Source organism: Aeromonas sp. 84A (assembly GCF_051919345.1).
Classification (GTDB): Bacteria; Pseudomonadota; Gammaproteobacteria; order Enterobacterales; family Aeromonadaceae; genus Aeromonas; species Aeromonas veronii.
Genome location: NZ_JBQBEW010000001.1, coordinates 3,775,225 through 3,787,804, shown reverse-complemented (window position 1 = coordinate 3,787,804; position 12,580 = coordinate 3,775,225). Strand labels below are relative to the sequence as shown.

Annotated in this window: 13 protein-coding genes and 1 riboswitch; of the genes, 8 read left to right on the top strand and 5 right to left on the bottom strand. The window is 60.7% G+C overall.

All coding sequences use genetic code 11. The features are described 5' to 3' along the window. Positions 1-17 precede the first annotated feature (17 nt). From ACTG20_RS17075 to ACTG20_RS17060, 4 genes are all read left to right on the top strand, one after another. On the top strand, positions 18-920 hold the full coding sequence (locus tag ACTG20_RS17075; protein WP_005338407.1) for an ROK family protein: 903 nt from the start codon (positions 18-20) through the stop codon (positions 918-920). Positions 921-961: 41 nt separating this feature from the next. Further along, entirely contained in the window at positions 962-1,687 is a 726-nt protein-coding gene (locus ACTG20_RS17070; RefSeq protein WP_194496504.1) for a copper homeostasis protein CutC, read from the top strand. A gap of 150 nt (positions 1,688-1,837) precedes the next feature. Continuing rightward, positions 1,838-2,449: an FKBP-type peptidyl-prolyl cis-trans isomerase gene (locus ACTG20_RS17065; RefSeq protein WP_005338405.1), complete on the top strand. Its 612-nt coding sequence runs from the start codon at positions 1,838-1,840 to the stop codon at positions 2,447-2,449. Positions 2,450-2,637: 188 nt separating this feature from the next. After that, positions 2,638-2,952, top strand: a complete 315-nt coding sequence (locus tag ACTG20_RS17060; protein WP_005338404.1) for a DUF2845 domain-containing protein — start codon at positions 2,638-2,640, stop codon at positions 2,950-2,952. Between the two features lie 52 nt (positions 2,953-3,004). Here the strand turns inward: ACTG20_RS17060 and ACTG20_RS17055 are convergent, their stop codons facing one another. Next, complete coding sequence (locus ACTG20_RS17055) at positions 3,005-3,223, bottom strand: DUF1107 family protein (protein WP_005338403.1); 219 nt, start codon at positions 3,221-3,223, stop codon at positions 3,005-3,007. Positions 3,224-3,426: 203 nt separating this feature from the next. Here ACTG20_RS17055 and yfcD point away from each other — a divergent pair, with 203 nt between their 5' ends. Continuing rightward, positions 3,427-3,909, top strand: a complete 483-nt coding sequence (gene yfcD / locus ACTG20_RS17050; protein WP_005338401.1) for an NUDIX hydrolase YfcD — start codon at positions 3,427-3,429, stop codon at positions 3,907-3,909. 91 nt (positions 3,910-4,000) lie between these two features. Here the strand turns inward: yfcD and ACTG20_RS17045 are convergent, their stop codons facing one another. Continuing rightward, on the bottom strand, positions 4,001-4,927 hold the full coding sequence (locus ACTG20_RS17045; protein WP_194496503.1) for a phenylacetate--CoA ligase family protein: 927 nt from the start codon (positions 4,925-4,927) through the stop codon (positions 4,001-4,003). Between the two features lie 155 nt (positions 4,928-5,082). Between ACTG20_RS17045 and ACTG20_RS17040 the strand changes: the two genes are divergently transcribed. Together ACTG20_RS17040 and ACTG20_RS17035 are read left to right on the top strand one after the other, a co-directional pair. Then, complete coding sequence (locus ACTG20_RS17040) at positions 5,083-5,556, top strand: peroxiredoxin (protein ID WP_179903355.1); 474 nt, start codon at positions 5,083-5,085, stop codon at positions 5,554-5,556. Positions 5,557-5,682: 126 nt separating this feature from the next. Further along, positions 5,683-6,651: a calcium/sodium antiporter gene (locus ACTG20_RS17035; protein ID WP_005343920.1), complete on the top strand. Its 969-nt coding sequence runs from the start codon at positions 5,683-5,685 to the stop codon at positions 6,649-6,651. Positions 6,652-6,739: 88 nt separating this feature from the next. On the opposite strand, the gene ACTG20_RS17030 is transcribed toward ACTG20_RS17035, so the two are convergent. After that, entirely contained in the window at positions 6,740-7,906 is a 1,167-nt protein-coding gene (locus tag ACTG20_RS17030; RefSeq protein ID WP_058056704.1) for a type III PLP-dependent enzyme, read from the bottom strand. A 507-nt stretch (positions 7,907-8,413) separates the two neighbouring features. Beyond that, positions 8,414-8,529: riboswitch (glycine riboswitch) on the top strand. Positions 8,530-8,638: 109 nt separating this feature from the next. Between ACTG20_RS17030 and ACTG20_RS17025 the strand changes: the two genes are divergently transcribed. Beyond that, positions 8,639-10,015, top strand: coding sequence for an alanine/glycine:cation symporter family protein (locus tag ACTG20_RS17025; RefSeq protein ID WP_005338391.1), 1,377 nt, complete (start codon positions 8,639-8,641; stop codon positions 10,013-10,015). A 114-nt stretch (positions 10,016-10,129) separates the two neighbouring features. Here the strand turns inward: ACTG20_RS17025 and ACTG20_RS17020 are convergent, their stop codons facing one another. Next, entirely contained in the window at positions 10,130-10,846 is a 717-nt protein-coding gene (locus ACTG20_RS17020; RefSeq protein ID WP_194496502.1) for a lipoyl protein ligase domain-containing protein, read from the bottom strand. 98 nt (positions 10,847-10,944) lie between these two features. Further along, positions 10,945-12,342 carry a nucleobase:cation symporter-2 family protein gene (locus tag ACTG20_RS17015; RefSeq protein ID WP_194496501.1) on the bottom strand — a complete coding sequence of 466 codons (1,398 nt, stop codon included), beginning with the start codon at positions 12,340-12,342 and terminating at the stop codon, positions 10,945-10,947. Positions 12,343-12,580: the final 238 nt, after the last annotated feature.

The window sequence follows — 12,580 nt, the reverse complement described above, 5'->3', positions numbered from 1 at the left end:
GACAAGGGAGTGCTGGCATGTATTACGGCTTTGATATCGGTGGCACCAAGATCGCTTTTGCGGTCTATGACGGTGCATTGAACCTCTGCCACGAGGAGCGCATGAGCACCCCGGGCAACGATTACGAGGGGTTGCAGCAGCTGATCCGCTCCCGGGTCGAGCAGGCGGATGCCCGCTTCGGCGCACGGGGCTCGGTCGGCATCGGTTTCCCCGGTGTCATCAACAGCCACGATCACAGCATAGTGGCGGCCAATCTGCCCTCCATCAATGGTCGCCATCTGGGCGCAGATCTGGCCGAGCTGCTGGAGCGGCCGGTCAAGGTGGATAACGACGCCAACTGCTTCCTCTGGTCCGAAGTGCATCAAGGGGCAGCCGACGGCGCCGGCAGTGCGCTCGGCGTCACCATTGGCACCGGTATCGGCGGCGCCGTCTATCTGGCGGGCAAGCTTATTCAGGGGCGCAACTGGCTGGCTGGCGAGATTGGTCACTACCCCTTGCCCGCGACCATGCTGATGAAGTACCCCGAGTTGCCCCGTCCCCGTTGTGGCTGCGGCCGTCTGGTCTGTTTTGAAACCTATGCCTCCGGCACCGGTCTGGAGCGTCTCTATCACCATTTCCATGGTCAGCGCGCCACGGGTCACCAGATTGTGGGACGCTTCGAGGCCCACGAACCCCATGCGGTCGAGACGGTCGACTGCTGGCTGGAGATCATGGCCGCAGGGCTTGCCACCGCCATTTCGGTGATTGATCCCGAGGTGGTGGTGTTGGGGGGCGGCCTGAGCGGCCTGCCCGCCCTCTATGAACAGCTGCCGCTGCGTCTGCCCGGTCACTTGCTGCCCGGGGTCGCCCTGCCCGAGATCCGCCAGGCCCGCTTCGGCGGTGCCGGTGGTGTGCGCGGCGCAGCCTTGCTCAATCTATGAGATCAGATGTGGGGTCTGATCTCCCCGAAAAAGGAGTCCTCATGACCCATCTTGAAATCTGTATCGACAACCTGGAATCCCTGTTCACCGCCCAGCAATCCGGGGCGGATCGCATCGAGCTCTGCTCTGCGCTGGGTCTGGGCGGCCTGACCCCCTCCTACGGTTTTATGCAGCAGGCGGCCCGCCATGCCACAGTGCCGGTTTATGCCATGATCCGCCCGCGCGCCGGGGATTTTTGCTTCAACGACGGCGAGTTCGAGATGATGCTGCAAGATATCGCGGCGGCACGCGCTGCGGGGCTGCAAGGGGTGGTGGTCGGGTTGCTGGATGAGGAGGGGCGGGTGCCTGCCGCCAAGCTCAAACAGCTGGTGGATGCCGCTGGCCCGTTGGGGGTTACCTTCCATCGCGCCATCGACCTCTCCTCCGACTGGCGCCTCGATCTGGAGACCATAGTCGCGGCCGGTTGCGAGCGCATTCTGAGCTCGGGCCATGCGCCGACCGCGTTGGCTGGGTTGGAAACCCTGCAAGAGATGCAACAGGCGCTGGCGGGGCGTGCCAGCCTGATGCCGGGTGCCGGGGTCAATGCCGACAACGTGCGGACCATCATCGAGTTCACCGGGGTGAGCGAAGTGCATATGTCCGGCATGGGCTGGCGCGGTGGCATGGTGCCGCACGGAGTGAATATGGGCACTTCGGACGATGGTCGGGTCAATATCACCGATGGCGCCAAGGTGGCTGCGGTCAGAGCCTTGCTGGATCGCGGTTAAGCAGATCGCCGCCGTTGGGCGGCGTTCATCCGCATCTTGTGTGAAGTTCCTCCCACTGACGGGGAAATCAGGGGCACCCCCGGCAGCACCCCGGCCAAAAGTCTGATATTATCCCGCCTCTTTACTACATGGATCTGGAGCAACATCTCAATGTCCCAATACGACTCTATCGAACAGAAGGCCAGCTATGGCATCGGCCGCAACATGGGTGATCAGCTGGCGCAGCAAGCCTTCGCCGGTCTGGATATCCCGGCCCTGCAACAAGGTCTGGCAGATGCCCTGAATGGTCTGGAGTTCGCGGTCAGCCGTGACGATATCAATGATGCCTTCCAGGTGATCACTGCGCGTATGCAAGAAGAGCAGGAAGCCGCCGCCAAGGCCGCCGCTGCTGACGGCGAAGCCTTCCTGGCTGATAACGCCAAGCGCGCTGAAGTGAAGGTGACCGACTCCGGTCTGCAGTACGAAGTGCTGGTAGAAGGCAACGGTGCCGTTCCGGTAGCCGGTCAGTCCGTGCGTGTGCACTACCACGGTACCTTCACCCACGGTGGTGTATTCGACAGCTCCGTTGCTCGCGGCCAGCCGGCTGAATTCCCGGTGACCGGCGTGATCGCTGGCTGGGTTGAAGCGCTGCAGCTGATGCCGGTTGGTTCCAAGTGGAAGCTCTACATCCCCCACGATCTGGCCTACGGTGCCCGTGGCGCGGGCTCCATCCCGCCTTACTCTGCACTGGTATTTGAAGTCGAGCTGCTGGACATCCTGTGATCCTGCTGGCTTGATGCAAACGGCGACCCTCGGGTCGCCGTTTGTTTTTGGGCTATGTGATAGACAGCATTTGTCGCGACCAGCGGGCTGGAGAGCAGAAAAGGGCGGCTTTTTTGCGCTATTGACTGGTTTTTTCAGAAACGGGAACAGGCATACTGCGACTCATTAGAGAGGATAAGGAGAACCCGATGAGCAAGAAGATGAAGAAAGTAGCGGGGCTGGCCCTGTTGCTACTTAGCATTCCGGCCAGTGCTGATGCCATGCGCTGCAAGAACGCCCTGATCACCGAGGGAGACACCACCGCCGAGATGCTGCTCAAGTGCGGTGAGCCGATGTTGCGTGAAGAGCTCAACCGCAACGAGGAGAACCAGTTTGGCAACATGGTGCAGGTCAAATATGGTGAACGCTGGACCTACAACTTCGGCAAGAACGAGTTCATGCGCTTTGTGACGGTGCGCAACGGCATCATTACCGATATCGAAAACGGCCCGCGCGGCCAGTAGCCGGCGGGCAAAGCATGGATGCACAACAGACAGTAGGGCAAGACCCTTTGACTCACATGTCCGGCAAGGGGTCGCGGTGACCAAGTTGTCTGACAGCCAGATTGATCTGGCGAGCCAGTCTTAGCCGTTGGCGGCAGGTCAGGCCATGGAGGCTGATCCTGCCCGCGTTGAATTCAAATGTCCCCAGCGACTCGATGGCAAAATAGCCTCGATGAAAGCTCTTGATGTAGCGAGCGATCTGCCGTGGGGATAACTGCTTGAATACCTTCATCACACGGTTCCCTGATTGCCTGGACAGGGCACACTATGGTGTCGGTCGATGACACTGATATGACGGTTTATAAAGATTTGCATGAATCCTTATTTTGCCAGTGAGTTCGGCAAATTGACTGCGTCATCGAAAAAGTTGTGCCATGACAAACCACCGCACCGATATACTGCGGGCTTGAATGGAACAAATAAAAGGGCCTGTGCGTGGAATGGGTTGATGTGGTGGACGGGAACAACCGGGTGATTGGCGTGGCCGAGCGAGCCAAGGTGCGGCGGGAGAATCTCTGCCATCGTGCCAGCTATATTCTGGTGCTCGACGACGCGGATCGGATCCTGGTGCAGCGGCGCACCCTCAGCAAGGATTTCTGCCCCGGCATGCTGGATGCCTGCGCCGGTGGCGTGGTCACCACCGGTGAGGAGATGGAGCTCTCCGCCCGGCGCGAGCTGGCCGAAGAGCTGGGGATTATGGATGTTCCCCTGCAGGGCTTTGGCAGCTTTTATGCGGAAGGGGAGGGCTACCGGGTCTGGGGTGGCCTCTTCAGTTGCCGTTATCAGGGGCCGCTGCAGTTGCAGGCCGAAGAGGTGAGCGCGGTACACTGGATGAGCCTGGCCGAGATTGCCGAGCGCGCCAGCGAATTTACCCCCGATTCCCTGCTCGCCATCGCCACCTGGCAGGCGAGGCGCTAACGTCTCTCTTTAGATATTTTCTTTTCCAGTTCAGAGACAAGACGGGCAGCCTGATGGCTGCCCGTCTGCCTTTGTGCATTTACTGGGTCTGCTACACCAGTTTGAGGCGTCGGTTGGTGCGCCCGCAAGCGCTCGGCTTGGCGAGCCAGTGACCTTGCCAGTCGGTGGCTAGCCGCAGCAGCGGATACTCCAGATCGAGCCGGGTCACCACCAGCTGGCCAGTCTCGTCGCCACTCACAGGATTGCCGCTGGCGGGATCGATGATTTCGACGATGCAGCTTTCGTTGACGATAAAGCCCTGACCGGGCTGACTCTCGTAGGCCACCACCCCCACATCCTGCCACACCAGACAGTTGAGGGCCGCAATGCCGTGAATGGCGCGCAGTGGTGCCGTTTCAGGATGGGTGGCTTCGCACAACAGGGCGCGGCGCAGCGAGTCGCTCGGGATCTCCGCTGCTTCGGCCGCTTCCAGCAGGTCGAGCAGGGTCACCAGCGGGCCGACATAGCCGGTGGGTTGATAGCGCAGCAGTGCCTCCAGCTGGCGCTGGGTATCGTGGGGCCCGCAGGGTACCACGGGAGCCCCCAGCTGGCGGGCGCCGTTATCGAAGATAAAGGCGGTAGGGCCAGCATGATAGTCGTGGCCGTTGAGCATCACTTCCCCCGCCTTGAAACCGGCGGCAAACAGTGCCCGGGCGGCACCCCACCAGTCAGCTCCCGCATACTCGGGGATGGCCAGCTGGCCCGGACAGGAGAAGACCCGCAGCGCCTGACTGGCCGGACGGCCGGTGAGACCGGCAAAGGGGGGATGAGCCTGCTGGGCGGCAAAGAGTTCTTTGCTGTCGAGCAGTGGCAGGGTGGCCAGCTCTGCCAGATCCTCGAGGCGGCACTGGCGATAGGCGCTGGAGTAACCGGCGCAATATTGACTGGCATGGGTAAGCTGATGATTGAGCTGGTCCAGTTGCTGCTGTTCGCGCATGGCGGGGGGACGAATTTCCAGACCATCGTAATAGTGTTGCATGGGGCCTCCTGGCGCCGTGAAACCAGCTCAAGAGTAGTCTGCCCAAGGGGAAAATGCCTGCCGCTATCCATGGTCAGGCTCAGAGCCGCTGTTAGGCGGCATCGTCACTCTCGGATAAACTGGCGACTTCCCATCACGACTCAGGACGAGAAATCATGATTGCTGTAGGACAACCTCTGCCTGCGGGCGAATTTACCTTTATCACCGCCGAGGGCAAGCAGCTGCGGGATAGCCAGACGCTGTTCGCCGGTAAAAAAGTGGTGCTGTTTGCGGTACCCGGCGCCTTTACTCCCACCTGCTCCAATGCTCATCTGCCCGGTTATGTGGTGCTGGCCGATCAGTTTATGGCCAAAGGGGTGGATGCCATCTGCTGTCTGTCGGTCAACGACGCCTTCGTGATGCGAGCCTGGCAGACGGCCCAGAATGCCGAGGCGATCACCATGCTGGCCGATGGCGATGGCAGCTGGACCCAAGCGCTGGGTCTGGCCAAGGATACCGGCGCCTTTGGCGGCATCCGCGCTCAGCGCTTTGCGTTGATCGCCAACGATGGTGTGGTCGAGCAGCTGTTTGTGGAGGCGCCGGGCAAGTTCGAGGTCTCCGATGCCGCGAGCCTGCTGGCTGCACTGTGAAATGTTAATCACGGTTTGATTTCCCCTTGAAATGGGAGGTGGCACAGCTACACTGGCGCCACTTTCCCATGGTGCCTGCCCGTTTGGGCTGGTGCTTCGTTGCAGATAACAAGAGATGAAGATCCTATGACCCTGGCTTTTGTTGCCCTGATTGCCGGACTGGCGCTGCTGGTCTGGAGTGCAGACAAGTTTGTCGACGGTGCCGCCGCCACTGCCCGTTATGCGGGGATGCCGCCGCTGCTGATCGGCATGGTGATCATCGGTTTTGGTACCTCGGCCCCGGAGATGGTGGTCTCGGCGCTGGCGGCGTCCCAGGGCAATCCCGGGTTGGCGCTCGGCAATGCCTATGGCTCCAACATCACCAATATCGCGCTGATCCTGGGTCTGACGGCACTGATCAGTCCTATCGCGGTGGCCTCTCAGGTAGTACGCAAGGAGATCCCGATCCTGCTCGGCATTACCCTGCTCTCCGGCGCCCTGCTGATCGATGGTCATCTGGGCCGGATGGATGCGGTCATTCTGGGGGCCGTCTTCGTTGCCCTGATGGGCTGGTCCATCTGGGCTGGCATGAATGGCAAGGGAGATGCGCTGGATACCGAGACCGCCGAGGATATCGAGAGCGAGGGGATGTCCCTCAAGAGCGCCATCTTCTGGCTGGTGGTCGGGCTGGTGCTGCTGATCGGCGCTTCCCGTCTGCTGGTCTGGGGGGCGGTGACCATCGCTCAGGCACTTGGTATCAGCGATCTGGTGATTGGTCTCACCATAGTCGCGGTAGGGACCTCCCTGCCGGAGCTGGCCTCGTCTCTCATCGCCATTCGCAAGAACGAGCATGATCTGGCCCTTGGCAACGTGCTCGGCTCCAACCTGTTCAACACCCTGGCGGTGGTGGGGATTGCGGCGGGCATCCACCCGCTCGATGTGGCGCCGGAGGTGCTCACCCGTGACTGGAGCATCATGATGGGGCTGACCCTGCTGCTGCTGGTGATGTGTCTGGGCCGCAAGGGGCAGGGCCGCATCAACCGGTTGGAGGGGGGCGTGCTGCTGACCTGCTTCGTCGCCTACACCGGCTGGCTGCTGACCAGTCAGTTTATCTGATAGGGGTTGGTGAAATGAGAGAGGGGGAAGCTCAAGCTTCCCCCTCTTGTTTTTGCCCAGTGAACCTGTTGGCGAGCGAGCGGTGTGCTCAGGCTACTGCCACCAGTTTCTGCCCTTTCTGACTGCTGTCCAGAATGAGGATGCTGGCCTTGGGAAAGAAGTTAAAGGTGGAGGCGGAGGCCCAGGTGTAGGCGCCCATCACCTTGCCAACCACCAACTCGCCGATAGCCAGGTCCGGCAGCATGATGCCATCGCGGATCACATCCACGCTGTCGCAGGTCGGGCCGGAGAGCACCGAGTTGTGTTGCTCGCCACTGGCATAAGGCGTGCTTACCGGATAGGTGACGTGGTCATAGAGCTGGCCGTTGTAGCTGCCGTAGAGACCGTCATCCAGGTAGTACCAGATCTTGTCGCCACGGTGGGCCTTGCCCATCACGCTGGATACCGAAGTCATGGCCGGCGCGCTGATAAAGCGGCCCGGTTCGGCAATCTTCTGCACGGTAGCGGGCAGCTTGGCCAGTGCTTCGCGGATCGGCGCGCAGAAACCGTCGATATCGAACTCGCCCCCCTCATAATCGACCGGGAAACCGCCGCCGATATCCAGCACCCAGGGCTTGAGCCCGAGCGCCCAGGCCTGCTCCATGATCTCGCGGCAGGCGTCGATGGCCTGCACATGGCGACGGGCATGAGGCACTTGCGAACCGACGTGAAACGACAGCCCCATCACCTTGATCCCCTTGGCGTGGGCCAGTTGCAACAGCGGCAGCGCCTGCTCCGGAGTGCAGCCGAACTTTTTGGAGAGATCGACCTTGGTCTCGGGGTTGGGGAAGCTGACCCGCAGCAGCAGTTTCACTTCGTCCTTGTAGGGAATGAACTTTTCCAGCTCCAGCGGGTTGTCATAGACAAACACGGTGCAGCCGAACTCCAGCGCGTAACGGATATCGCTGTCGCGCTTGATGGGATGGGTATGAATGCAACGCCCCGGGCGAACCCCCTGACTGCGCACCAGATCCACTTCGCCATTGGTGGCCAGATCGAAACAGGCCCCCTCTTCCTTCAAGACAGAGACCACCGCCTCATGGGGCAGGGGTTTGAGTGCATAGTGCAATCGTACATCGGGCAGGGCGGCGGCCAGGGCCCGATACTGTTTGCGGACGGCTGCCTTGTCGAGCAGCAGCAGGGGGGAGCCGAATTGTTCAACCAGCTGACGGTAATCTTGTGCGACCACATCTTTTGCAACCAGGGCGTCGTTCATTCTCTTTTGGTCATCCTTAGGGGGCGTGATATGCCCAAGCCATATGCGATTGAACCGGCGACGGCCGGGTCAGGCGAGCGGTCCGGTGGGACCAACCGAACACAGTGCATAAATTGATAGCAAAGTGCTTGGTTATGCAGCGGATTATCGGCTTATTGATTCTGTGTGCAAGCATTTTGATTGGATATGTCGGCAAGATTTTCTTGGCGAAACGAGAGGGATCACTGTTCTCTATCCGCCATTTTTCCCGTTTGGGCCACATTTGATCCGTGAGAGCCTAACTTGTTGATAGTTAACTAGCATTTAACATTCTTGCTGCGATTCTGGTGGTCACTAAAAAAATATAAATGGGGGCAGCCAAGTGCGAGACAGCTCACATTTTTTGGATTAACATGCCGACTTCCTAATCCAAACTAGTTCGGATGAAGGTAGCAGGAGAGCGATGGGCAACCATCCACCGAAGAAGTGAATCTTTCAGGTACCGGGCAACCGGTGTGGACTGCTACTGGACGATACTCTGGAGAGACCCGTTAAATCGGGCGCCGAAGGAGCAAGGCACTATGACTACCCGCAAGGGCAGGCTGGCGCCGGAAACTCTCAGGCAAAAGGACAGAGGGGATGGGATGGTTGTACCTGGGCTTGGCCCGCATCCGATCGCCTCTGGCCGATCGCGACACCTATGGGAAGATCATCCTTCTCCTCCTTAATTTCTGTTTCTTTTAAGGAGGATGCATGTCATCAATTCAATCGGCGTTAACCGCCATCGATAGCTTTATCTGGGGGCCGCCCCTGCTGATCCTGCTGGTCGGGACCGGTATCTATCTCACCCTGCGTCTGGGTCTGCTTCAGGTCGTGCGCTTGCCGCTCGCTCTGCGGCTGGTCTTTGGTCGCGATCAGGGCCAGGGCAAGCAGGGGGATGTCTCCAGCTTCGGCGCTCTCTGTACCGCTCTCTCTGCCACCATCGGTACCGGCAACATCGTCGGGGTGGCTACCGCCATCAAGCTCGGCGGCCCCGGAGCCCTGTTCTGGATGTGGATGGCGGCACTGTTCGGCATGGCCACCAAGTATGCCGAGTGCCTGCTGGCGGTCAAATACCGCGAGCAGGATGCCAACGGCCAGATGGCGGGTGGCCCCATGTACTATCTGGAGAAGGGGCTCGGTTCCAAGCCGCTGGCCAAGTTGTTTGCCCTGTTTGGCATCGGCGTGGCTTTCTTCGGGATCGGTACCTTCCCGCAGGTCAATGCCATCTCCGACGCCATGAGTCTCTCCTTCTCGGTGCCCCGTGAAGCGACCGCCGTGGTGCTGACCCTGATCGTGGCGCTGGTGACCCTGGGAGGGATCAAATCCATCTCCAGCGTGTCGAGCAAGGTGGTGCCCTTCATGGCCATCTTCTACATCGTCGCCTGTCTGGGCGTGCTGGTGAACAACGCCAGCGCCCTGCCCGACGCTGTCATGCTGGTGATCGAGAGTGCCTTCACCGGCCATGCGGCGACCGGCGGCTTCGTGGGTGCCAGCATCATGCTGGCCATTCAGTCCGGGGTGGCGCGCGGGGTCTTCTCCAACGAGTCAGGTCTGGGCTCTGCGCCCATCGCGGCGGCGGCAGCCAAGACCGATTCGTGCGTGGAGCAGGGGCTGGTCTCCATGACAGGTACTTTCATCGACACCATCATCATCTGCACCATGACCGGCCTGACCCTGGTGGTGACCGGCGTGTGGAGCGGCGATGCAAGCGGCGCGGCCATGACCAGTCTGGCCTTTGCCCAGGGGCTCGATGCTCATGTTGGCCAGTATCTGGTGAGCATTGGCCTGCTGTTCTTCGCCTTTACCACCATCCTTGGCTGGAACTACTACGGCGAGCGCTGCACCGAGTACCTGTTTGGGGTGAAGGCGATCAAGCCCTATCGTCTGGTCTATCTGGCGCTGGTAGCGAGCGGTGCTTTCCTCCATCTGGACATGATTTGGCTGCTGGCCGATATCGTTAACGGCCTGATGGCGGTGCCCAACCTCATCGGCCTGATTGGTCTGCGCCATGTGGTGATTGCCGAGACCCGCGCCTACTTTAGCCGGGATCTGGATAGCGAAGCCGAGCCGGAGCCGCAGACGGCCTGAACGCCTCAGCCCGTTTCACGCTCCCATTGAAAAGAACAAGCCACGACTCCGGTCGTGGCTTTTTTGTGCGCCGTGTCTCTGGATGAGGACTTTCCCTCTCCCTTCGGGATAAGGTCAGGATGAGGGGGATAGCCCCTCGCTCAGCAGGCTATCCAGACGTGCTTGCACTTTCTCTACCAGTGCCTGATCGCTACCGCGCCAGCCGATGCACCTTGCCAGCGTGGTGGAGGTTCCCGCCATAAAGCGCAGCTCGCCGCCAGCCAGCTCGTAGAAGCGGCTCGCCATCCTGGTTCCCTCATCCACATCACCCGCCACCAGCAGCATGGCTTGCACCAGCACGGCGCCCTGGTGATCCTGCCCCGGCGCCAGCCAGCGCTGGGCGGTGCCGGTGATCTTGCGTCCCCCGATCACCAGATTGTACTGACCATCGCAAAAGGAGCCGGGCACGAAGTCATAGCTCCCCTCAAGGCCGTATTCCGCCAGCAGGGTCAGCAGCGGCGTCCCCAGCAGCCGGTAGTAGTGGGCGAGATCTGTGGTGGTGCGGGGCAGCAGCAGGGATAGGTTGAGGATCCCCGCCCCGTGGGGCACGGCGGTACCGCCACTGTCGCGCACATGTACCGGCCAGCCTTCATCTGCAAGTTGCTGGCAGGCGGTTTCGTAACGGGGGAGGCGAGTATCCTTGCGAGTGACAATCAGGCATTGGGGCGCCTGCCACAGGTGAGCGCGGGGCTGGCCGTCATGGGCACAGTCGCGCAGCCAGCACTGCTCTTGCGCCAGTATCTGTGCGGGTGAAGCGGTATTGGAGAGGGGGGAGAGCAGGCGATAGGGCATGGCGACATCCTCAAAAAGGCTGCCCAGCACACTACCCGTGGCGACTGGCAAGGTAAAGCCCCGCAGTGCGGGGCTGTTTGCTATCTGTAGGCTGTGTCTCAGGAGTGGCGCGCTTCGCGCTTGGGCAGCAGCAGGTTGAGCACGATGGCGGTAATGCCACCGGTGGCGACGCCGTAGGAGAGCACGCTCTTGGCCAGCTCCGGCAGATGTTGCAGCACTTCCGGCACCTGCGCGACCCCCAGCCCCATGGCCAGCGACACTGCCAGGATCATCAGGGCGCGTCTGTCCAGCTCCTCGCGGGCAATGATGCGCACGCCAGCGGCGGCGATGGTGCCAAACATGACGATGGTCGCTCCGCCCAGCACGGGCTCGGGGATCTGCTGTACCAGGCTGGCGACCGCCGGGAACAGGCCGAGCAGCGCCAGCATGGCGGCGATAAAGAGCCCGACATGGCGGCTGGCCACCCCGGTCAGCTGAATAACGCCGTTATTCTGGGCGAAGGTGGACATGGGGAAGGTGGAGAAAACCGCAGCCAGCATGGAGTTGGCGCCATCGGCCAGCACGCCGCCTTTGATCCGCTCCATATAGACAGGCCCTTCCAGTGGCTCGCCGGAGATATCCGAGGTGGCGGTCATGTCGCCGATCGCTTCGAGCGCCGTCACCACGAAGATGATGGCGAGCGGCACGAACAGCTGCCAGTCAAAGCCGAGGCCGTAGTGGAGCGGAATGGGCACCATCACCAGCGGGCCGTCGAAGGTGGGGGTGCTCACTTTACCCAGCAACAGCGCCACGGCATAGCCCGCCAGCATGGCGATCATGATGGCTGAGAGGCGCAGCCAGGGATTGCGACTGCGTTGCAGCAACACGATAAGGCCGAGTACCAGCAGGGAGAGGAAGAGGTTGGTGTGACTGGCGAAGCTGCCATCAGAGAGGGCTGCATAGCCGCCGCCCATGCTGATGAGACCTACCTTGATCAAGGTCAGGCCGATCAGCAGCACCACGATGCCGGTCACCAGCGGGGTGATGATCCGTTTCACCAGATGGAGGAAGCGGCTCATCACCACGATAGTGAGTGCGGCAACCATCATGGTGCCAAACAATGTGCCCAGCAGATCCTCGGTGGGCATGGCCGCCTGTTTGAGGGCGAGACCGGAGGCAATGATGGGGCCGAGGAAGTTGAAGCTGGTGCCCTGTACCGAGAGCAGGCCGGAACCGATGGGGCCGAAGCGGCGGGTTTGAATGAAGGAGGCGATGCCGGACATGACCAGCGACATGGAGACGATATAACGGGTGTCGGCGGCAGGGAGGCCGAGGGCATTGGCGATAATCAGGGGCGGGGTAATGATGGCGACAAACATGGCGAGCATATGCTGCAGGGCGGCGAACAGCGTCTGGGGCAGAGGCGGGACATCCTCTATGCCATAGACCAGTTCGCTATGGGTTCGCCTGGGTGGATGTGCCTCTCGATTGGCGCGTGTGACAGCAGCCTGTTCCATAAGTACCTCGAATTGTGTGGGGAGGGGGAGAAAATTGGGCGCTATTGTAGTGATTGAAATGAGCCTGACCAGCGCTAATTATGCAAAAAAAGGTTTATTTTTTGATGGGTTGAAACGTTTGCGCGCTGCGATTATCATCTGTCGGTTTGTGTGACCGACCTCTCCTTTTTATTCTCCCCGCTAATGACAATTTTACCACTTTGTAGGTGTAGAATGAGCCCTCAGTATTCATCGTGGA

Excerpts from the sequence above, each read along its gene's own strand:
- ACTG20_RS17070 (WP_194496504.1), top strand. The coding sequence starts at position 962 with ATGACCCATCTTGAAATCTGTATCGACAACCTGGAATCCCTGTTCACC.
- ACTG20_RS17045 (WP_194496503.1), bottom strand. The coding sequence starts at position 4,927 with ATGCAACACTATTACGATGGTCTGGAAATTCGTCCCCCCGCCATGCGC.
- ACTG20_RS17055 (WP_005338403.1), bottom strand. The coding sequence starts at position 3,223 with ATGAAGGTATTCAAGCAGTTATCCCCACGGCAGATCGCTCGCTACATC.
- ACTG20_RS17065 (WP_005338405.1), top strand. The coding sequence starts at position 1,838 with ATGTCCCAATACGACTCTATCGAACAGAAGGCCAGCTATGGCATCGGC.
- ACTG20_RS17060 (WP_005338404.1), top strand. The coding sequence starts at position 2,638 with ATGAGCAAGAAGATGAAGAAAGTAGCGGGGCTGGCCCTGTTGCTACTT.
- ACTG20_RS17020 (WP_194496502.1), bottom strand. The coding sequence starts at position 10,846 with ATGCCCTATCGCCTGCTCTCCCCCCTCTCCAATACCGCTTCACCCGCA.
- ACTG20_RS17075 (WP_005338407.1), top strand. The coding sequence starts at position 18 with ATGTATTACGGCTTTGATATCGGTGGCACCAAGATCGCTTTTGCGGTC.
- ACTG20_RS17040 (WP_179903355.1), top strand. The coding sequence starts at position 5,083 with ATGATTGCTGTAGGACAACCTCTGCCTGCGGGCGAATTTACCTTTATC.
- ACTG20_RS17030 (WP_058056704.1), bottom strand. The coding sequence starts at position 7,906 with ATGAACGACGCCCTGGTTGCAAAAGATGTGGTCGCACAAGATTACCGT.
- ACTG20_RS17025 (WP_005338391.1), top strand. The coding sequence starts at position 8,639 with ATGTCATCAATTCAATCGGCGTTAACCGCCATCGATAGCTTTATCTGG.
- ACTG20_RS17015 (WP_194496501.1), bottom strand. The coding sequence starts at position 12,342 with ATGGAACAGGCTGCTGTCACACGCGCCAATCGAGAGGCACATCCACCC.
- ACTG20_RS17035 (WP_005343920.1), top strand. The coding sequence starts at position 5,683 with ATGACCCTGGCTTTTGTTGCCCTGATTGCCGGACTGGCGCTGCTGGTC.